The sequence below is a fragment of the Paraburkholderia kururiensis genome (assembly GCF_034424375.1).
Lineage (GTDB): Bacteria > Pseudomonadota > Gammaproteobacteria > Burkholderiales > Burkholderiaceae > Paraburkholderia > Paraburkholderia kururiensis_A.
Genome location: NZ_CP139965.1, coordinates 3,870,111 through 3,891,185, shown reverse-complemented (window position 1 = coordinate 3,891,185; position 21,075 = coordinate 3,870,111). Strand labels below are relative to the sequence as shown.

17 protein-coding genes are annotated in these 21,075 nt (G+C 62.3%); 9 read left to right on the top strand and 8 right to left on the bottom strand.

The window, feature by feature from the left end:
• Nucleotides 1–207: 207 nt before the first annotated feature.
• The 3 genes from U0042_RS17355 to U0042_RS17345 are packed head-to-tail and all read left to right on the top strand — an operon-like array spanning nt 208 to nt 6,144.
• Nucleotides 208–1,794, top strand: a complete 1,587-nt coding sequence (locus U0042_RS17355; RefSeq protein ID WP_114814052.1) for a type I restriction-modification system subunit M — start codon at nt 208–210, stop codon at nt 1,792–1,794.
• Nucleotides 1,784–3,016 (top strand): restriction endonuclease subunit S, encoded by a 1,233-nt coding sequence (locus tag U0042_RS17350; RefSeq protein ID WP_114814109.1) that lies wholly within the window; start codon nt 1,784–1,786, stop codon nt 3,014–3,016. The genes U0042_RS17355 and U0042_RS17350 overlap by 11 nt, the downstream gene beginning before the upstream one ends.
• A complete protein-coding gene (locus U0042_RS17345; protein ID WP_114814053.1) occupies nt 3,013–6,144 on the top strand; it encodes a type I restriction endonuclease subunit R in 3,132 nt (1,043 codons plus the stop codon). The genes U0042_RS17350 and U0042_RS17345 overlap by 4 nt, the downstream gene beginning before the upstream one ends.
• Before the next feature lie 81 nt (nt 6,145–6,225).
• Here U0042_RS17345 and U0042_RS17340 read toward each other — a convergent pair whose 3' ends face one another.
• From U0042_RS17340 to U0042_RS17325, 4 genes are all read right to left on the bottom strand, one after another.
• Nucleotides 6,226–6,582 carry a helix-turn-helix domain-containing protein gene (locus U0042_RS17340; RefSeq protein WP_114814054.1) on the bottom strand — a complete coding sequence of 119 codons (357 nt, stop codon included), beginning with the start codon at nt 6,580–6,582 and terminating at the stop codon, nt 6,226–6,228.
• A complete protein-coding gene (locus tag U0042_RS17335; RefSeq protein ID WP_198665390.1) occupies nt 6,563–6,964 on the bottom strand; it encodes a type II toxin-antitoxin system RelE/ParE family toxin in 402 nt (133 codons plus the stop codon). Before U0042_RS17335 ends, U0042_RS17340 begins: the two co-directional genes overlap by 20 nt.
• 48 nt (nt 6,965–7,012) lie before the next feature.
• The gene (locus U0042_RS17330; protein WP_114814055.1) at nt 7,013–8,395 is read right to left on the bottom strand and encodes a tyrosine-type recombinase/integrase; all 1,383 of its coding nucleotides are present in this window, start codon (nt 8,393–8,395) and stop codon (nt 7,013–7,015) included.
• Nucleotides 8,396–9,236: 841 nt separating this feature from the next.
• Nucleotides 9,237–9,833, bottom strand: coding sequence for a hypothetical protein (locus tag U0042_RS17325; protein WP_114814056.1), 597 nt, complete (start codon nt 9,831–9,833; stop codon nt 9,237–9,239).
• 710 nt (nt 9,834–10,543) lie between these two features.
• Between U0042_RS17325 and U0042_RS17320 the strand changes: the two genes are divergently transcribed.
• From U0042_RS17320 to U0042_RS17305, 4 genes are all read left to right on the top strand, one after another.
• On the top strand, nt 10,544–10,894 hold the full coding sequence (locus tag U0042_RS17320) for a response regulator (protein WP_114814057.1): 351 nt from the start codon (nt 10,544–10,546) through the stop codon (nt 10,892–10,894).
• Nucleotides 10,895–11,142: 248 nt separating this feature from the next.
• Nucleotides 11,143–12,849, top strand: a complete 1,707-nt coding sequence (locus tag U0042_RS17315; protein WP_114814058.1) for an ATP-binding protein — start codon at nt 11,143–11,145, stop codon at nt 12,847–12,849.
• Nucleotides 12,850–13,047: 198 nt separating this feature from the next.
• Nucleotides 13,048–14,202, top strand: coding sequence for a methyltransferase (locus tag U0042_RS17310; RefSeq protein WP_114814059.1), 1,155 nt, complete (start codon nt 13,048–13,050; stop codon nt 14,200–14,202).
• 212 nt (nt 14,203–14,414) lie between these two features.
• On the top strand, nt 14,415–14,627 hold the full coding sequence (locus U0042_RS17305; protein WP_114814060.1) for a DUF1059 domain-containing protein: 213 nt from the start codon (nt 14,415–14,417) through the stop codon (nt 14,625–14,627).
• A gap of 31 nt (nt 14,628–14,658) precedes the next feature.
• Here the strand turns inward: U0042_RS17305 and U0042_RS17300 are convergent, their stop codons facing one another.
• Together U0042_RS17300 and U0042_RS17295 are read right to left on the bottom strand one after the other, a co-directional pair.
• Nucleotides 14,659–15,963, bottom strand: a complete 1,305-nt coding sequence (locus U0042_RS17300) for an MFS transporter (protein WP_114814111.1) — start codon at nt 15,961–15,963, stop codon at nt 14,659–14,661.
• 614 nt (nt 15,964–16,577) lie between these two features.
• A complete protein-coding gene (locus U0042_RS17295; protein WP_017776150.1) occupies nt 16,578–16,898 on the bottom strand; it encodes a hypothetical protein in 321 nt (106 codons plus the stop codon).
• 396 nt (nt 16,899–17,294) lie between these two features.
• On the opposite strand from U0042_RS17295, the gene U0042_RS17290 reads away from it, so the two are divergent.
• The gene (locus tag U0042_RS17290; protein WP_114814061.1) at nt 17,295–18,131 is read left to right on the top strand and encodes a class I SAM-dependent methyltransferase; all 837 of its coding nucleotides are present in this window, start codon (nt 17,295–17,297) and stop codon (nt 18,129–18,131) included.
• 39 nt (nt 18,132–18,170) lie between these two features.
• On the opposite strand, the gene U0042_RS17285 is transcribed toward U0042_RS17290, so the two are convergent.
• On the bottom strand, nt 18,171–18,731 hold the full coding sequence (locus U0042_RS17285; protein ID WP_114814112.1) for a DUF1415 domain-containing protein: 561 nt from the start codon (nt 18,729–18,731) through the stop codon (nt 18,171–18,173).
• A gap of 61 nt (nt 18,732–18,792) precedes the next feature.
• The gene (locus U0042_RS17280; RefSeq protein ID WP_232833520.1) at nt 18,793–19,437 is read right to left on the bottom strand and encodes a TetR/AcrR family transcriptional regulator; all 645 of its coding nucleotides are present in this window, start codon (nt 19,435–19,437) and stop codon (nt 18,793–18,795) included.
• A 157-nt stretch (nt 19,438–19,594) separates the two neighbouring features.
• Here U0042_RS17280 and U0042_RS17275 point away from each other — a divergent pair, with 157 nt between their 5' ends.
• On the top strand, nt 19,595–20,878 hold the full coding sequence (locus U0042_RS17275) for an MFS transporter (protein ID WP_114814063.1): 1,284 nt from the start codon (nt 19,595–19,597) through the stop codon (nt 20,876–20,878).
• Nucleotides 20,879–21,075: the final 197 nt, after the last annotated feature.

The window sequence follows — 21,075 nt, the reverse complement described above, 5'->3', positions numbered from 1 at the left end:
AACTTGTCCAACGTGGCCAGCTTCGGGACGTTGGACAAGTTGGCCAACATGGCCCAAAACCGTATATCGGCAGTCGTCGGGGTTTTGTGAAGCCGTGTCGGGGTTGACGCGTCAGATGGGAATATCGGCCGAGGCAGTGCGACAAGCATGACGAGTCCCATCCGATGGGACTATTATCTTGGCCGAGACCCTTATTCCGCCCTGCCAGTGAACCAAGACCTGAAGAAAACCCTCTGGGCCGCAGCCGACAAGCTGCGCTCGTCGATGGATGCCGCCGAGTACAAGCACATCGTGCTCGGCCTGATTTTCCTGAAGTACATCTCCGATGCATTCGACGAGCGCCGCGCGCAGCTCGCGGCGGCGTTCGCCAACCAGGAAGACGACCTGTATCTGCCCGATGCTGCCGACCATGCTGAAGCATTGGAGGAGCGCGACTACTACACGATGGCGAACGTGTTCTGGGTGCCGGCATCCGCGCGGTGGGAATCCATCCGCGCGCAAGCCAAGCAGCCGGACATCGGCGTGCGGATTGATTCTGCGCTGGAAGCTATTGAGGCCGATAACAAGAGCCTCAAAGGCATCCTCGACAAGCGTTTCGGTCGCACGCAGCTCGAACCGGGCAAGCTCGGCGAACTGGTGGACCTGATTTCGACAGTCGGTTTCGGCGAAGGCCATCACGCGAAAGACCTGCTTGGCGAGGTCTACGAATACTTCCTCGGCCAGTTCGCGACGGCCGAAGGCAAGAAAGGTGGCCAGTTCTACACGCCGGCCTCGGTGGTGCGTGTGCTCGTCGAAGTGCTGGCGCCGCACGAGGGGCGCGTATATGACCCCTGCTGCGGTTCGGGCGGGATGTTCGTGCAGTCCGAGAAATTCATCGAGTCGCACGGCGGCAAGGCGGACGACATCAGCATCTACGGCCAGGAAGCGAATCCAACCACCTGGCGGCTGGTGGCGATGAACCTGGCGATTCGCGGTTTCGCGGCCGACCTCGGCAAGGAGCCGGCAGATACTTTCCATCGCGACCAGCACCCCGATTTGCGTGCCGACTACGTGCTCGCCAATCCGCCATTCAATATCAGTGATTGGGGCGGCGAGCGGCTGGCCGACGACCGACGCTGGACGTATGGCGTGCCGCCGGCCAGCAACGCAAACTATGCGTGGCTGCAACATATCCTGCATCACTTGAGTCCGCGCGGGCAGGCAGGCGTGGTGCTGGCCAACGGCAGCATGTCCAGCTCGCAGAGCGGCGAAGGCGAGATTCGCCGCGCCATGGTCGAGGCCGGCGTAGTCGATGTGATGGTTGCGTTGCCGCCGCAACTGTTCTTCAATACGCAGATTCCGGCGTGCCTGTGGTTCCTCGCGAAGGACAAGAGCGGGACGCCGGTTCCTGGTGGCAAGCCGAGCCGAGACCGGCGCGGCGAGGTGCTGTTTATCGACGCGCGCAAGCTCGGGCGCATGGCGTCGCGCGTGGTGCGTGTGTTCGATGACGAGGACATCGCGCGCATTGCTTCGACCGTACATCGCTGGCGTGCGGATGGTGAGGACGGGTCCGACGAGCCGTATGCCGATGTGCCGGGATTTTGCCGGTCGGTGAAGGTAGCCGAGATTGCCGAGCACGGGTATGTGCTCACGCCGGGACGCTATGTCGGTGCGGAAGAAACTGAAGACGATGAGGAGGCGTTCGGCGAGAAGATGGGGCTCCTTACTGCACAGTTGGCCGAGCAGATGGCAAAAGGAGCGGTGCTGGATGCGGTGATTCGCGAGAAACTTGCGGGGCTTGGGTATGCAATCTGAATGGCATTCGGGCCGTTTGGGCGACTTTATAGAGCTGAAACGTGGTTATGACCTACCGCAAGCAAAGCGAGTAAAGGGAGCGATACCACTTGTATCCTCATCTGGTATTATCGACTCACACAATGTGGCGATGGTCAAAGGGCCGGGGGTCGTCACGGGCCGATATGGAACGCTCGGTCAAGTTTTCTATATTGAAGATGATTTTTGGCCGTTGAATACGACGCTTTACGTCCGAGATTTCAAAGGGAATGACCCAAGCTATATTCATTATTTCTTGAAGATTTTCGATTTTCTCGCGTTCTCGGATAAGGCTGCCGTCCCGGGAGTAAATCGAAATCATCTTCATGAGGCACAGGTTACTATGCCGCCGGTGGATGTGCAGCGGGACATCGCGGTTGCACTTCGTTCACTCGACGACCGCATCGACCTTCTGCGCCAAACCAACGCCACCCTCGAATCCATCGCCCAGGCACTGTTCAAAAGCTGGTTCATCGACTTCGACCCGGTGCGAGCGAAGGCCGAAGGCCGTGAGCCGGAAGGCATGGATGCCGAAACGGCTGCGCTGTTTCCGAATTCGTTCGAGAATTCTGAATTGGGCGAAATTCCAAAGGGGTGGCGAGTAGGGATTTTTGGTGACGTTGCCGAATTGGTGAAGGGTTCGATAAGCCCGATGACCGCGCCTGCCGATATATTTGAGCACTACAGTCTGCCGGCCTTTGACGATTCGCAGCTTCCTGTTTTTGAGCTTGGGGAAGCAATTAAGAGCAACAAAACACGCGTACCAACTGGTGCCGTCCTGCAGTCGAAGTTGAATCCGCATATCCCACGCGTTTGGTTCCCATCGCGCGTAGGCGATAGAGCTGTCTGCTCAACCGAATTTCTACCGTGGGTAGCGAAAGCGAATGCTAGCGTCGAAGTCCTCTATTGCACGCTGACTTGTCCATCGTTCGCCGCATCGGTTCGAACCTTGGTTACCGGCACTTCAAACAGCCATCAGCGCGTCAAGGCGGACCAAGTGGCGGCGCTCGCACTTGTTTTGGCACCGAGTGACATCTACGAGGCGTTCACCCGCCTTGCCGAGGTATTGCTTGCCAAAGTCGGCGAGAATCGGCGGATGGTTAAGAATTTGACCGACCTTCGGGACACACTGTTGCCGCGCCTCGTCTCTGGCAAGCTTCGACTCCCTGAAGCCGAAGCCCAACTGAACGAGGCGCTGGCATGAGCGGCATCACTGAGGATGCAGTCGAACAGGCCATGCTCGGCTGGCTGGCCGACCTCGGCTGGCAAACGGCCAACGGTCCAGACATTTCCCCGCCCGATAGCAAGACGCCCGGCACCGAACGCGACACGTACCGCGATGTCGTGCTGGGTCATCGCCTGGCTGCCGCTATTGCGAAGCTCAACCCTCATATCCCGCCCGGTGCGCGCGACGACGCATTGCGCCATGTACTGAATCCGAACGTCCCCGGCCTCGTCAACGCCAATCGCCAGCTCTACCGCTGGCTGGTCGATGGCTTGCCGGTCGAGTTCCAGAAGAACGGCGAAACGCGCGGCGACCGTGTGCGCCTGGCCGACTTCTCCGATGTGGCCGCGAACGACTGGCTGGCCGTGAACCAGTTCAGCATCCAGGGCGCGAAGAAAACCCGCCGTCCCGATGTCGTGCTATTCCTCAACGGTCTGCCTATAGTCGTGGTCGAGCTGAAGAACCCCGGCGACCAGAACGCCGACATCTGGGGCGCATGGAATCAGCTTCAGGCTTACCAGGAAGACATTCCCGAGTTGTTCTACGCCAACGCGATACAGGTTATCTCCGACGGCACCACGGCCCGCATGGGTTCGCTCACGTCGAGCAAGGAACGCTTCCTGGCCTGGCGCACCATCGGCGGCCGGGAAACCGACCCGCTCGGCACGATGCGCGAACTCGAAACGCTCACGCGCGGCCTGTTCCGCCGCGATTACCTGCTCGACTACCTGCACCATTTCATCCTGTTCGAGGACGAAGGCGCGCTCGTCAAGAAGGTTGCCGCGTACCACCAGTTCCACGCGGTACGAGCAGTCGTCGATAGCGTGCTGCACGCCTCGGCTCCCGGCGGCTCGCGCAAGGGCGGCGTCGTCTGGCATACGCAGGGCGCGGGCAAGAGCATCGAAATGACCTGCCTGGCCGGTGCGCTGATGGCCAGTGCGGAAATGCAGAACCCGACGCTCCTGGTCGTCACTGACCGCAACGACCTCGACAACCAGCTATTCGGCGTATTCGCTGGAGCCAGCGAATTGCTGCGTGAAACGCCGGTGCAGGCCGATAAGCGCACCGAACTGCGCCGCCTGCTCGCCAACCGCCCGTCGGGCGGCATCATCTTCACGACCATCCAGAAGTTCACGCCGGGCGAGGACGAGGACACGTTTCCGGTGCTCTCCGAACGGCACAACATCGTCGTCATCTGCGACGAGGCGCATCGCAGTCAATATGGGTTCGATGCACGCCTAACGGATGCCGGCAAAGATGGTGCGGCATCGGCTAGCTCGGCCGTGCGATACGGCTATGCACAGTATCTGCGCGATGCCCTGCCGGGCGCTACGTTCGTGGCGTTCACCGGCACCCCGGTCGAACTGAACGACCGCGACACCCGCGCCGTGTTCGGCGATTACGTGCATGTGTACGACATCGAGCAGGCCGTGAAGGACGGCGCGACGGTGCCGATTTACTACGAAAGTCGTCTGGCAGCGCTGGAGCTGAAAGAGGCCGACACCGACGACCTCGACGACCAGGTAGACGAGCTGACCGAAGACGAGGCCACCGACGAATCGAAGGTTGCCACGCTGCGCCGTTGGGCTGCGTTAGAGAAGATTGTCGGCGCACCGCCACGCGTCCAGAAAATCGCCGCCGACATCGTGGCTCACTTCGAGAACCGCCTGGCTGCGATGGACGGCAAGGCAATGGTGGTCGCCATGAGCCGCGACATCTGCGTGCACCTGTACAACGCCATCGTCGCGCTGCGCCCCGAGTGGCATAGCGACGACCCGATGCAAGGCGTCATCAAAATCGTGATGACCGGCTCGGCATCCGACAAGGCAATGCTCAAGCCGCACATCTACCCGAAGGACATCCGCAAGAAGCTCGAACTCCGGTACAAGGACACGTCTGACCCGTTCAAGCTCGTTATCGTGCGTGATATGTGGCTCACGGGCTTCGATGCGCCGTGTATGCACACCATGTACATCGACAAGCCGATGAAGGGCCATAACCTGATGCAGGCCATCGCGCGCGTCAACCGGGTCTTCAAAGACAAGCCGGGTGGCTTGGTCGTCGATTACATCGGCATTGCGAACGAGCTGAAAGCGGCGCTGGCGACTTACACACAGGCCAACGGACGCGGCCGGCCGACCATCGACGCGCGCGAAGCGCTGGCCGTGTTGATGGAAAAGATGGACGTGCTGCACGACCTGCTGCACGGCGTCGATTACACGACGTTCCGCACTCAGGCATGGCAACTGTTGCCGTCCGTAGCCGACCACGTGCTCGGGCAGAAGGACGGGAAGAAACGCTTTGCGGATGCTGTCCTGGCTGCGGGCCAGGCGTTCGCACTGTGCTGTACGCTTGATGCTGCGCTTCAGTACCGCGACGAGTTGGCCTTTCTTCAGGCGGTCAAAGCCGCCATCGCCAAGAGCGAGAACGTCAATAAAACGCTGACTGACGAGCAGAAGGAACATGCGCTGCGGCAAATCATCAGCAGCGTGGTGGTCAGTGACGAGGTTATCGACATCTTCTCGGCGGCAGGGCTGAAACGCCCGGACATCGGCGTGTTGTCCGAAGCGTTTCTCGATGACGTGCGGCACATGAAGCAGCGTAACCTGGCCGTCGAGTTGCTGGAGCGTCTGCTGAAAGACCGCATCAAGTCGCGCTTCAAGACCAACGTGGTGCAGAGCGCGAAGTTCTCGGAACTGTTGCAGCAGAGCCTGACGCGCTACAACAACCGCACGGTGCAGACTTCGCAGGTCATCGAGGAGCTTATCGCGATGGCCAAGGCTTTCCAGGAGGCCGCTGAACGCGGCGAGCGACTGGGGCTAAATAGCGACGAGATGGCTTTTTATGATGCGCTGGCAACCAACGAGGCGGCCGTGCGCGAACTTGGCGATGACACGCTCAAGAAAATCGCGGTCGAGCTGGTCGTGAAGTTACGCGGCTCGGTCACGGTCGATTGGGCGAAGCGGGAAACCGTGCGCGCGAAGCTTCGCGTGATGGTCAAGACGCTACTCAAGCGCTACAAGTATCCGCCCGACCGGCAAGAGGAAGCGACGGATACGGTGCTGTCGCAGGCCGAAACGCTGTCGGCCGATTGGGTTGCGGTATAGCGACTGGCCATGTTGTCCAAGTTGGCCATGGTTTCAGCATGGACAAGTTGGACAACATGCGCGTGTTCGCCCGGTGTCTCGTCAGGCTGCCGTCCTGGTTGCCCGATGTGTCCGCGTAGCGCTACGAGGCGAGGCTTTTTCCTCGGCCAGATGGTCAATAACCACGGGCGGGCGATTCGGAAACTGCGCGACCAGTTCCAACTTGCCGCCCATGCCTTCGATGTAGCGCCGGAGCGTCGAGAGCAGCATGTCGCTGCGTTGTTCAAGGCGGGAAATGGTGTCCTGCCCCACGCCTAGTGCTTGGGCCAAATCGACCTGGGTTTTCTCGACAGCCTGACGCAAGTCCTTCAAGGAGGCGAGTTCCTGCGCACGCCGCTCGATTTTCGCGCGACGTGCCGCCGGCAATGCTGCCATCACATCATCGAGTTTTTTTGCCATGTTTGCTCTCCGTTCCTTTCATCGCTGCGAGCGCGGACAAGTGCTCATCGAACCGTGCATCGGCTACGACAATCAATCGCTTGTAGAACCGTTTCTGGTCCGCACCACCTTTGTCGCCGCCGACCAATAGAATCGCCTGCCGTTTGGGGTCGAATGCAAACGCGACGCGCCAGACACCGTTGTCCCAACTGAAGCGTAGTTCCTTCATGTTGGAGTGTTGCGAACCCTTGAGACTATCCACGGTCGGCCGGCCAAGGTTGGGGCCAAATTCACCCAGCAGGCTCGCGTGGGCCAACAGTTCGTCCTGCAAGCCTTCCGGTAGCTCTTGGAACTCTGCGTCGAACGCGTCGTGAAAGAGCACCGTCCAGTTCATGCTGGTCATTATGCACTAAACTCCATATGTATTCAATGTCATATTCTTGCGCCGCGCTCACCGGGCGGTTTCTGACGCCTGTTCCGGGCTGAAGTCAATGCCTGCTTCTTTCAGCATCCATGCTTCGATACGCGTGTGCCACTGGCGCAGCAGGTCGATCGAGCGGCGGCGGTAATGCTTCTCGGCCAGTGCGCTAGGTTTATGTCCCTGAATTTGGGCAACGACACCGGTGGGAATCTCCAGCCATTCGGCCAGCGTACCGAATGAGCGGCGTAGCCCTTGTAGCGTGACATGTGGGAGGCCGGCTTCCGCGATGGCAACTCCATGCGCGTATCGGGGTTCCTCGATGTGCCCGCTTTTCGATGCGCTGCTCGGAAACACCCATGGCGATGGCTGCCATGGCGTGCCTGCTGCTTCCAGCGCTTCTCGTTGCCTGAAATCTGGCGGTGTGTCGTTGATGCGTTTCAATTCGACCAGCAAAGACCGGAAGTAGGGCGTTAAGGGGATGGTGCGTGAGGTTTCGATTTTGTCGCGCAGGGTTATGCTGCCCCCCCAGCCTAATTCGACGTTTTCCCAGCGCAGTTCGGCGAGTTCTTCGCGGCGCGGGCCCGCAATGAGAAGTCCTTGCAGGTAGGTGGATGCCACAGCGTTCGGCAGCGCGCGCACTGCCTTGAACCATGCGGGCAGTTGTTCGCGCTCCAGGCAGTCTCCTTCGGGTGTTTTCGTGCCGCGCAGCAGGGCGGTGACCTTCGGGGACGAATAGCAGTCGCTTGGCAGCAGTGCCTCGAATCTTGTTTGCCCCTCGCACCAGCCGGCGAATGCCTTGAGCATGCGGTATGCATAGGCGACGCTGGTTGGCCGCTCGGCGACCTCGTTTTCCATCCAACGGGCAATTACATCGGCGGTCATGTCGGACAGCTTCAACGGCATGAGCGCATGCAGCGGACCCTGGCTCGTCAGTCCTTTTCCACGCCTTTTTTTCGTGCCTCCGGGGGCAGCTAACTTACGGTGGTCCTCGATGTACTGCGCGCTGCGGGGACGCTTCGTCTTGGGAGAGGGCTTCGTTTCAAGGTCGGTAAGGTAAGCCGTCCACGCATCGGCGAAGGTTATGTCCTTGCGCTCGGCTTCGGCCTTTCGCGCAACCAGGGCGGCACGTTGTTCAGCCGCTTCCTCTCGTGGGTCTTTGCCGGCATCAACCAGGCGTTGCAAACGGCGTGCTTCGTCTCGCGCGCCGTCAATATCCCAGTCCTTCGGCGAGCCAATCGTGACGCGGACAGTCGCCCCGTTCAGCTTGCCCTGAAAGATGTAGGACAGCGTGCCGGTCGCCGTGGCACGAAGGCCCAGGCCGGATGCATTGCTGTCCCACAAGAATGCTTGGGACTTGCCCGCAGGGCAGCTATGCCCGTTGACCCGCCCCACCGTGAAATTGACCTTGGCCACCGTTGTTATCCTTTGAACCGGGTTACATGGATTTCCATGTAACCGCTATGTAACCCGATTTTGTGGTTTTCGGTGCATTCGTGTCAACGTGGGTGAGAGCGGCATTTCGCATGAATTCCTTTATTTACAAGGGTTTTGGCGATTTTCCGAATTTGAGTCAACGCCGATAAATGCGCTATCTCATTGATTTGTAATCATCAGGTGGCGGGTTCGAGTCCTGCAGCCGGCACCAACATATCGCACCAAGTAGCGCCTGAAAGTCCCGAAACCCGCGCCAAGCCTAGTGCTGGCGCGGGTTTTTCGTTTCTGGTTACTCCGTAAGGCTTCGGTAAGTCCCACGGATTTGGGGGTAAGTTCTGGGGTATGGCTGCCTGATTGGGATATGGCTGCAAATCATTGACTTTACGGGCGTTCCCCATCTTCTGGCGGAATGAGGGTTACGCCCCAATCTGTCAGCATGCGAGTGCGACTCTATTGGCACTCTTGCGCTACTTTCAGGATTGTCGGGTGTGAGACAGCTTACTCCCGATGCGGCATCCGGAAACGCCGGTCGCCGATACGGCCGCGCATCCGCGATACGCATTCCCACGGGCTTGGAAGCTGTAACGGCTGCGTGGGCTTGCCGTGGCGCGGGCCATAGCATGCTATGGCCCGCGCTAGTACAATTGGTGCCTACAGTCGAAATGCAACGTTCACTGTAGGCGCTGGGTTCTTCTGATGGTCACTTTCATCACCAGTCCTTTTCGCTTGATCAGGCCGACAAGCTCGGCTGTCCGTGCTGGACGTCGTTGCACTGAAGGGCTGGACGTCCGACCGTCCAGCCCTTCGCCTTTCTGCGTGGTCACGGCTTTGCCTGCGCCAGCGTTTGGATGAACGCGCACAGACGATCTGCCTCATCCTTTGTCATATCAATCGGGATAACAACCTGAGCCAAGTAGCCAGGCCGAAGCGGGAACGGCAGGACTAGGTTTGTGCCAGTTGACGTGCCGCCGATGGTTTTCGGCGCGCCGTAGTCGCCGTCGCCCTTGGCTTGGTCCGGAGTGGTGGTCTGAGCTGACGTTTCCGAGACTTGCGCCGGTTTGGTCGCAGCCTTCTTCCTTTGCTCCGGTTTGTCGTTCTTGCCGTTCGACAAGCCGCGCGAAGGCGCTTTGTAGTTGCGGGGATCGGTCTTGTAGCTGATGAATTGCTGGATGGCGGTTGTCGCCCGTTTTTCGTACGTCTTCAGCGATTCAGGCGACAGATCACCAGGATGAAGGTTGTTGTACCTTAAAACCTGAGATTTGACATCGATCCGCCGGACGTCCTCATCATCGGGGACATCGCCGAGCAACTTCTTGACCGCTGCGTTCCAGCTATTGCCGGTGTTCGTGTTCACCCAGCCTTTGCTGGTGATCATGTCGACGAACTGTAACAGGCCTGACTTGGTAGTGTTTTCCATCTGGATGATCCGTGGATGGGATGGATGTCTAGCATTGTACAGGCAATCTGGATTTTTGTTATGGATCATCTTGGGATGCGGTTCGCGATCGGATGATCATCGGCGAAAGGTGGAGTGTGATTGAAAGCGGGAGCAGGCAGGCAAGGAAGGTTGGCGCCGGCGTCGAGGGCTGATTTAGGGCGAAGCATCGGCAGCTACTGCAGCCTCCCAACGAATTAACCGTTACCTCGCGTTTGGGCGCACGACCATTCAACGAGCGTGGACCATGCTCGCAATTAATAAAGGTCTGCGGCCTACCCCTTTTGCGCTGCTGAGATCGACCATGATCGGCTCGCGATAGCGGTTGCGTCCTGGTGCGGGCCCGTTACTTGGATCGCGGCGACCGTACTGGCGTCCGGATAGATTCGCCGATATCTAGCCACGATGTTGGTATTTTGGAGGCTTGAAAAATCTATTCTTCTTATTTATCGACACGTTGAGATGAATCTGTGGGTTCTGTACCTCACCAGAAATCAAGGGGTTACGCAAACATCGCGTAACCCCTTTTTCGTTTCCGGGCGAGCTTATCCGCCCCGCGCCCGCCCGAATCGCCAGACGGCCCTTCCGCACGCCCCCCGCCACTCCCGCGTACCATACCAACAACTCCGTGTCGTCCCGACACCGCTTCCATTCCCCCGGCTGCGCACCCGCACCACTACCACCCTCGCCTCATGCCGACACGAATCCTGCTCGTAGACGACAACCGCGACGCCACCGAGGCCCTTGCGCTGCTCCTCGAGTTCGAGGGGCACGAGGTGCGGTATGCCTGCGATGGCGGCGAGGCGTTCAGCGTCGTCGAGTCGTTCGTGCCGCAGGTGGCGTTCATCGACTGGAACCTTCCGGACATGAGCGGCGGCGACGTCGTGGCGCGTCTGCGGTTGAATCCGGCGCTCTCCGGCACGCGTTTCATCTCGCTCTCCGGATTGTCGCTGCCCGACAGCCAGCAAGACGCCGCAGGCGCCGGCTTCGAGCAAAGCATCACGAAGCCCGCCACGCTGGAGCAACTGCTCGCCTGCCTGTAGCCCTTACGTCCGTACAGCCACGCAGGCCGCCGGTCCCAGGCCAGTCCGAATGGATTGCCGTCCGCGTGAACGTGTGCCTGCAAAGACACCGGAACAGGCAGCCGCTTCCCGAGCCTGGAGCCGCGCCGTCGCGGCACGAGAATTGCGGCGATCCGCTGAATTGACTCTCTTGCGCGCGCATTCCTCCTACGATGGTGTCCGTTGCTCCAATTCCCGTCGGCCCGCAATGTCCAGGATGGCAGGGCGAGATGGCTCAGCGAATCGCCCGGTTCGACTGGAGCGACACGTCGCTGGGCCCGCGCGAGACGTGGTCGGCCAGCCTGCTCGCCGCCGTGCGGCTGGTGCTCGCGTCGCCCTCGCCGCTCGTCATGTTGTGGGGCCGCGAGGGCACCATGCTTTACAACGACGCCTATGCCGTTTTTGCCGGCGGCCGGCATCCGTTTCTGCTGGGCAAACCGGTGGAGGTGGGCTGGCCGGAGGTGGCGTCGTTCAATCGCAACGTGGTGGACAGTTGCCTTGCCGGGCGCACGCTCTCGTATCGCGACAAGGATCTGGTGCTGTACCGCGAGGGTCGCGCGGAAGACGTCTGGCTCGACCTCAGCTACAGCCCGCTCGCCGATGACGACGGCCGGCCCGCCGGCGTGCTCGCCATCGTCTTCGAGACCACGGCGAAGGTGCTTGCGCAGCGGCAGCGTCAGCGCGCCGAGGAAGAACTGCTGAAGCTCACGCAGACGCTGGAGCAACGCGTGGCCGAAGAAGTGTCGGCACGCGTGGCGATCGAGGAGCGGCTGCGTCAGTCGCAGAAGCTCGAAGCCATCGGCAGTCTGACGGGCGGCGTTGCACACGATTTCAACAACGTCCTGCAGGTCATCTCCGCGAATCTTCAGCTCATCGAAATAGCTACGCGCGGCAACGACGCGCTCAAGCGCCGCGTGTCGGCGGTGAGCAACGCGGTCGCGCGCGGCGCCAAGCTGGCGGCGCAACTGCTCGCGTTCGCGCGGCGTCAGCCGCTCGTGCCCACCGTGTTCGATCCTGTTCGCCTTGTCGAAGGCATGGCCGAGATGCTGCGGCGCACGTTGCCCGAAACAACCGAGCTTGCGACAGCGGTCCCCGCCGATCGGTGGAACATCTGCGCGGACCGCAACCAGCTGGAAATTGCGCTGCTCAACCTCGTCATCAATTCACGCGATGCGATTCACGGTCGCGGCAGCATTCACGTCAAGATCGACTGCGTCCATGCCGCGAGCGACGAACGCGCATGCGTGGCGGGCGTGCCCGCGGGCGAGTACGTGCGGATCTCGGTCTCCGACACGGGCACCGGCATGCCCGAGCACGTGAAGTCGCGCGCCATCGAGCCGTTCTTCACGACCAAGGCCGAGGGACAGGGAACCGGCTTGGGCTTGAGCATGGTGTTCGGCTTCGTTTCGCAAAGCGCGGGCTTCGTCGACTTGCTGAGCGCCGAAGGTCGGGGCACCACGGTCGATCTGTATTTCCCGCGCAGCCTCGACCCGGCGAGCGACGCCGCGGCCCCGATCGGCAGATTGCCCACGCGCGGCGGCGAAACCATCCTCGTCGTAGAGGACGATGCCGACGTGCGCATCGCCGCCATCGAAATGCTGGCTCAGCTCGGCTACAAGGTGATCTCCGCGCAGGATGGCGATGCCGCGCTCGCGCAGTTGCAGAGCGGGCAGCGCGTCGATCTGCTCTTCACGGACGTCGTGATGCCCGGCACGGTAAGGAGCAGCGAACTCGCGCGCATTGCCAGCGGGCCGCCGCACAATGCGCGCGTTCTCTTCGCTTCGGGCTACACGCGCGACGTGATCTTCCACGGCGGCAAGCTCGACGAAGGCGTGGCGCTGATCGGCAAGCCGTACCGTCTGGAAGACCTGGCGCGGGCGGTGCGGGATGCGCTGGATGCGGCGCCCGTGAAATCCGGCGAGAGCTCGGACGAGTAAGCGGGCGCAAGCGTGCCGCTCTTACTGGCGCGCCGTGGTCCGCATTTCGGCAGGGGCCGTCCATTCAACGCGTCTCTTCAGGCCGGCACGCCCTGACCCCGCGACGTGCTATGCCGATGCTTTAAGATGACGCGCTCGCGGCCGCCCGGCACGCGCGCTTGTCACCATCGCTCATATCGAGCTTCCACCGCATCCGCCATGACCGATTTCCCCACCCTCACCTGGTCCGACGAACAAGGCACGCACGTCGCGCGCTGGCGCTCCGAAGCGGGCGTGCCCGCGCCGAAGCGCGTCGTCATCGCCGACGACCGCATCACGGCCGACGCCGCGTGGCGGCTCGCCTGCGAGGGCACGGCGCTGCTGTGGTACGGCGACTTCCAGAACGCGCGTCAGCTACTTCAGGCCATGGCGCGGCGCATGGAGCGCAAGCCGCACAAGAAAGCGAAATCGGAACCGGCGTCGTCGCGCGACGCGTTCAATCTGCACCGTCTCGCACAAGCGCAGCGTGCGCGAACGCTCGGCATGTTGCTGATTCCGCTCGCGTCGGACTACACAATCGCGCTGCGTCGCGCGCCCGACGTGAAGCAGGCTTGCGAAGAGGTATACGGCGAGGCGAGCCCTTCAGCGAACCCTGGCGACGCAGACTCTGTCGTTTCGCTGCGCGAGTTGCTCGGTCTGATCGGCGCGCACGAATGGCGCAAGAAGGGCGTGGAGATTCCCGCGCTGGGCGACCGTATTCATCCCTACTACGGCGTCTTTTCGCCGGTGCGCGGCGAGTACCTCGATCTTGTCGCGAGCACGCCATTGCCGTCGCAGGAGAAGGCGTTCGACATCGGCACGGGCACCGGCGTGATTGCCGCGGTGCTCGCAAGGCGCGGCGTGAAGCACATCGTCGCGACGGATCAGGACCCGCGCGCACTCGCATGCGCGCGCGAGAATCTGGCGCGGCTCGGTTACGCATCGCAGGTGGACGTGGTGCAGGCGGACCTCTTTCCCGAAGGCCGTGCGCCGCTCGTCGTGTGCAATCCGCCGTGGGTGCCCGCGCGGCCGTCGTCGCCCGTGGAGCATGCCGTGTTCGATCCCGAAAGCCGGATGCTGCTCGGTTTCCTCAACGGTCTGAAGGATCATCTCGAACCGGGCGGAGAGGGCTGGCTCATTCTCTCGGACTTCGCCGAGCACCTCGGCCTGCGCATGCGCGATGAACTGCTTGCGGCCATCGATGGCGCAGGCCTCGAAGTGGCCGGCCGCGAAGATATTCGCCCGCGGCATCCGAAAGCGGCCGATCCCACGGATCCGCTCTTCAAGGCGCGCGCTGCGGAGCTCACTTCGCTCTGGCGGCTCAAAGTGCGTTGAAGCAGGTCACCGAAAGCAGCGGGCCGCTACGTCCCGCTGCTTTCAAATCGCTGCACGCCACCTATACTTTCTGAACACCTTCCCCGCCGCGTTTCGTGCCATCACGTGTCGTTTCGCGCCGCATCGATCCGCTCACCTTTCCCTCTTTTCCGTTCATGCGTGCCGCGCACTGCGCTCACGCGTGCTTCGTCCATCGACACAAGGAGGCTGCCATGACGCGCAAGTACATCGATTGCCGCGAATTCCCGAGCGAGATGGGTTGTTCGGTTGCGCTGTCCGCCGATACGGAGGCCGAACTGCTCGAGGCCGCTGTGCAGCACGCCGTGAGTGTGCATCGGCACACCGATAGCCCCGAATTGCGCACGCAACTGAAGATGCTCTTTCATGACGGCACGCCGCCCATGGAGGTGGTGCGAGCGGCGTAACCATGCTGGCGCGCGGCCGGGCACCGACACGCTACATTGCCGACCGCGCTTCGCCATCCACTTGCAGGCGCCGGTCATCGGCTGCCGAAAGCGGCTCGATCCTGCCCACGATCACGAGATAGCTGAACGCCCCCAGAAAACAGAAGCCGCCCGCCACCACGAGCGGAATGGTGAACGAACCCTTGGTGAGCTGAACCATGGCGCCCGTGAAGGTCGTGATGACGATGCCCGCCAGATTCGACGCGAAGTTCTGAATGCCGCCAATCGACGCGACATGCCGCGGCGTGGGCGCCACATCCGCTGGCAGCGACCAGATGCTCGCGGCGGCGAACGCGAGGCTGCCGTATGAAATGCCGAAGAACGCCAGCATGAGCCAGGTGTTCGACGTGAACGCGCAAAGGGTAATCACGGACGACATCAGCATGCCGCCCACCATGCACGTCTTGCGGGCCGCAGTGAGGCTCCAGCCGCGGCGGAACAGCGCGTCCGAAACGAGGCCGCCTATCCAGCCGCCGGGAATCGACATCAGCGCCGGAATCATGCCGAGCGTGCCGAGCGACTTCAGCGAAAAACCGCGCGTGGCGACGAGATAGCTGGGAAACCACGTGATGAAGAAATAGATCACGAAGTTGAGGCAGAAGAAGCCGAGCATCATGCCCCACAACGTGCGGTATCGAAACAGCGAACCCCAGCTCACCGACGGTTCGTCGGCGCGGGCGCGGCGCTCCGCAGATTGCGTTGCGGGGGCTTCGTCAGCGGTGCCCGTCATGTCGGCGTGGGCGGGCGCGCGGTAAATGGCGAACCAGCCCACCACCCACACGAAGCCCACCAGCCCCGTGATGATGAACGAGGCCTTCCATCCGAGCGTGCCGATGATGAGCGCGACGAGCGGAATCGACAGCGCCGAGCCTACGCGCGAGCCGCTGTCGAAGATGCTCGTGGCAAGCGCGCGTTCGGCGGGACGAAACCACTGCGCGACGAGTTTCGCGCACGACGGATACGCGCCCGCCTCGCCCACGCCGAGCATCAACCGGCAGCCGAACATCGACGCCACGCTGGTGGCGCCTGCAGTGGCCGCCGTGAAGAGCGACCACCAGCCCACCGCCAGCGGCAGCGCGATGCGCGCTCCCACGCGGTCGACGAACCAGCCGAACGGCATTTGCATGAACGCGTAAGTCCAGAAGAAGCCGCTCAGCACGAGCCCCATTTCGGCAGGCCCGATGCCTAGCGCGTGCCGGATCTGAGGCGCCGCGACGGCGAGATTGGCGCGATCGATGTAGTTCACCGCGATCGCAAGAAAGCACAGCAGGACGACGACCCAGCGCATTTTCCTCATGTCTCTTGTCTCCTCCACGAACGGCATCATGGCGATGCATTGCGGCGGCCCGTTGCGATGCCGGACAGCGAGCCACACTCGTGCGTCGCATTTGCGTTCGACGCCGGTGTCTTGTTCTGAAAGCGTGCGGATGACTACAGCATGGGACGTGCCGCGCGAGACCGAACAACTCGCGCGACGCGCAAGGCGGACGGTTCGGATGAATCGGCTTCTTGTGTCGCCCGATAGTGACGCTAAACGATGCGTTGGGCGGAGCCTTCGACGAGCGCGTCTGCTGCGCTAAAGCCTGCTTGGGGCGTGACGTCGCGTGTGTGCGTGCTGCATCGCGCCACGCGACAGGCAGCCGTCGCGGTCATTGATAGTAGGAATGCGAGGGGGAGGCGGTCAAGGCATTTTCCAGCGCGCTCGATGGCGCACGCCCTGACGCTTGCGCCGGGGGCTCGTGCCGAAATCGTGCGGCGCGCGGTCATGCAGCGGACCGCGCGTGCAGCGCTTGCGTGTTGCGGCCGCGCAATTTGAATCCGCCGCACGAGGCGAGCGCCAGCGTGTCAGTGAGCCTGCGCATCAGCCTGCTTCTGTCGGCGCCAGGCGGCGTCAACCCGCGTCGACCTCCATCAACCCGGATAAGCCTCGTCGACCTTCAGCCCGGCGAGCTTGAAGATGACGCGCAGCGTCTGGGGCTTGATGTCGCGACGCGCGGCGAGCGAGGTCATCACGAAGTCGAGCACCTTCGCGTATTTCAGCAGGATCAGGCAGGTTTCCAGGTTGGCTTCGCCGTCGCGCATGTGCTCCGCGAGCTGCAGCATTTCCACCGAAATGTCGCGAGCCATTTCGAGTTCGATCTGCTGTTTCTCGGTCCACTCGGGCGTGGCCGTGAGTTTTGCGAGCAGTTCCTGAAACTTCTGCTCGGCCTTTCCGTCGGGTAGTGCGTCCATTGCCGCCTCATTTCATGCCGCGTGCGCTTCTGGGCGTGGTCGACGCTGTCCGGCGCACTGCAGGTTACGTAACATGAGCGCCCGTGTTCCGGCGCGTCCTCCCCACATGTCCGCCGGCTTGCCGCGCCGGCGGGCGAGTCTGGTCTCTCCGATGTTTTGTTTATGCGGGTTCTACGCACGGCATACCGGTGCGGCGTTCACTGCCGGCCGTCCGGCAGCCGACTCTTGCAGGAAGCGTTCCAGGCTCGCTCGGGCAAGGTGGCGCCGTGTTGCCGGTTCCGTCCGGCTTTTTCCGTAAAATGGCAGGTACTTTTCGTTCCTTCTGTCCTCTGTCGCACGTTTCGCGGCCTTTCGCCGCGCGCCGCTGCATCTGTCCTGCCTCACGATCCGCTTACGATGTCCACTGCCGCCAAGACCTACGAAGTCCGCCCCAATCAATCCGTCGAACTCCTGAAGGAACTCCATATCCTCACGCGCGACGGCAAGATGAACCAGGACAGCCGGCGCAAGCTCAAGCAGGTGTATCACCTGTTCCAGTTCATCGAGCCCCTGCTCAAAGAACTGAAGAACGAGAAAGCGAACATCACGCTCGTCGATCACGGCGCGGGCAAGTCATATCTTGGTTTTATTCTCTATGACCTGTTTTTCAAGGAGCAGTGCGATAGCTCGCATATCTTCGGCATCGAGACGCGCGAAGAACTGGTCACGAAGTCGCGCGAGCTGGCGGCGCGGCTCGGTTTTGGCGGCATGTCGTTTCTGAACCTCTCGGTGGCGGAGTCCATCGCATCGAGCGAACTGCCGGAGACGGTCGATATCGTCACGGCGCTGCACGCCTGCGATACGGCAACCGACGACGCCATCCGCTTCGCACTGAAGAAACACGCGCAATACATCGTGGTGGTGCCGTGCTGCCAGGCCGAGGTGGCGGGCGTGTTGCGGCGTAACAAGGGGAAGTCGCTTGCGAACGCGCTCACGGAAATCTGGCGGCATCCGCTGCATACGCGCGAATTCGGCAGCCAGATCACGAACGTGCTGCGTTGCTTGCAACTCGAGGCGCACGGCTACCAGGTGAGCGTCACCGAACTGGTGGGCTGGGAGCATTCGATGAAGAACGAACTCATCATCGCCCAGTACAGGAATCTGCCGCGCCGCAAGCCTGCGGAGCGTCTCAACGAGATTCTGGATACGCTCGGCATTGCCGAGCTGCGCGAGCGGTTTTTCGTGGAGCCCTAAGGGGCGAGTGGAGAGAGGCGACGGGCCGCCAAGGACGTCTCAGTCCCGCTCGCTCATCCATTTGCGCCAGCCTTCCAGTCCCATTTCGCGCAACGTGGCCTCGTTGCGCTCGTAGATCTGGGCGGCATCGGGAAACGCCTCCACGGCGCGGTCGATGCTCGCCTCGCGCAGCAGATGCAGGATCGGATACGGCGCGCGATTCGTGTAGTTCTCGATGTCGTCGGCTTGCGTTCCTTCGAACTGAAACTGCGGATGGAAGCTCGCAATCTGCAGCGTGCCTTCCAGACGCAGCTGCGCGAGCAGCCGCTCCGCGAAGTGCGTGCAGTCGTTGAAGTCGGCGAAGTGGGCGAATGCGTTGGGCAGAATCAGCAGCGTCGTGTCGATGTCTGCCGGGTCGGCTTCAGCCAGCGCTTTCAGCTCCGTTTCGAGGTCCGCGAGCACGCCTTCCAGGTCGGTCGCTTCGCTGATCGCGTAGCGAATCTGGTTCTTCACGTGCACGCTCTTCGCGAACGGACACAGGTTCAGGCCGATCACGGCGCGCGTGAGCCAGTGGCGCGTGTCGCTCAGGATCGTTTCGCGGGAGGCGGGGGAAAGCGGCATGGTGGTGGGGCGGCGGCGACGTACGAAAGCCGTCATTCTAGACGGCGCGTTGCCGACACCGTTACGGTGCGCTCTGCTGTGCCGGTGCCTGCGGACAGGCCGCCGCGATCAACTGCGCGGCCACCTTCGGCGCGGCCAGAATCGGCCCGCAGCCCGGTCCGTACGTCTGGCTTGCCGCGTAAATGCCTTCGATCAGGAGCGCCAGCGCGTTGGCGAGCGCGGACGGGTCGGTTGCGCCGGCTTGGGTGGCCAGTTCGGTGAGCCGGGCCGTCAGCTTCGTCTTGTTGTCCGTCACGCATTGCCGCGCGGGGTGGTTCACGTCGGGAAACTCGGCGGCGACGTTGACGAACGGACAACCGCGGTAGTCCTTTGCAGACGCCCGTTCCGCCAGGTCTTCGAAATACTGGAGTAGCTGCTTCGCGGCGTCGCCCGGGTGCTTTTCGATGCTGCGCTCGAAGCGTTGGAAGAAGCGGTCGTGGGAGCGCTTCAGGTACGCGACGACAAGATCGTCCTTCGACGAAAACTGCCTGTAGAGGCTCATCTTGTTCACGCCCGCGCGCTCCACCACGGCCTCCACGCCGACGGCACGCACGCCTTCGCGATAGAACAGTTCGGCCGCGGCAGAGAGCAGATGCTCGTGCGCCTGCGATGCGGCAGTGGGCGGGCGCCGCGTGCCGGCTGCGGATGAAGATTCGTGTTGCGACATGTCCATGCTCCCTGTAATGACGTCGGGGCGATGCCTTGACATGTTACCGAGCGGTAACTAGTATCGCAACGACCTTGTTACTGATCGGTAACAATCCTCGGATGACGAATCGGTGCTGCGCCGAAAGCGCGCCCAACAAAAAGACGAAGGAGCGCAGATGAACTGGGCAGCAAAGATAGTCGGCGGGCGGTTTCACTACGGCTGGCTGGCGGTGGCCGTGGTGTTTCTGGTGCTGCTCGCGGCCGCCGGAACGCGGGCCACGCCCAGCGTGATGATGGTCCCGCTCGAGCACCAGTTCGGCTGGAGCCGCGCGACGATTTCGCTCGCCATATCGGTGAACATCGCGCTTTATGGGTTGATGGGCCCGTTCGCGGCGGCGGCCATGCAGCGCTTCGGCGTGCGGCCCACCATCCTCACGGCGGTGGGCACGATGGGCGCGGGCGTGGCGCTCTCGGCCATGATGACCCATCCGTGGCAGATGATCCTCGTGTGGGGCGTGATGGTGGGCGGCGCAACCGGCGTGGCGGCCCTCACGCTCTCGGCGACGGTGGTGAACCGCTGGTTCAGCACGCATCGCGGCCTCGCGATGGGCATTCTCACCGCGAGTTCCGCCACTGGTCAGCTCGTGTTCCTGCCGCTGCTTGCGGCCATCGCCGAAAAGCACGGCTGGCAGGCAGTCGTGCTCGTCGTGGCGGCGGCTGCGGCCGTGGTGCTGCCGCTCGTGGCGTTCCTGTTGCCGGAGCGTCCCGCGGATCTGAAGCTGCGCCCGTTCGGCGAAGCGCACGACGCGCCACCCGCGCCGGTGGCTGCTGCACAGAATCCGCTCAAGGTGGCGTTCGGCACGCTAGCCATGGCGAGCCGTACGCGCGACTTCTGGCTGCTGTTCTTCAGCTTCTTCATCTGCGGCGCGAGCACGAACGGCTATGTGGGCACGCACCTGATCGCCATGTGCGGCGACTACGGCATGACCGAAGTGCAGGGCGCGTCGCTGCTCGCCACCATGGGCATCTTCGATCTGTTCGGCACGACGCTTTCGGGCTGGCTCTCGGATCGCTTCAACAGCCGGGTGCTGCTCTTCTGGTACTACGGACTGCGCGGTCTTTCGCTGATTTACCTGCCGCACGCCTTCGGTATCGACTTCTTCGGGCTGCCGATTTTTGCTGTCTTCTACGGGCTCGACTGGATCGCCACCGTGCCGCCCACGGTGCGCCTTGCCACCGACGTCTACGGCAAGGAGGCCGCCCCTGTCGTGTTCGGCTGGGTTGTGGCGGGCCACCAGCTGGGTGCGGCGTTCGCGGCGCTGGGCGCCGGCATGCTGCGCGCGAGCCTTGGCACTTACACGGTGGCGTCGATGATTTCGGGCGGTCTGTGTTTGATCGCGTCCGTCATCGTGCTGCGGATCAATCGTGGCGAGCAGCGGGCGGTGGCTGCGGCGGTATAGGCGCAAGGCGCTGCGCGTCTATTCCCTCGCGGATGCTTAGCATTTGAACAGGCTGCACAACGCCTGCCGTGTCTCCCGGTTATGCTATGACCCTTTGGCGACTGACGCCTGCCGGGCGTCGGTCGTTCATGCTTCCGCGGCCGGCATCTTCGGGCCGCGGGGCATCAGGATCATCACGACCCACCGCACCGAGAGAC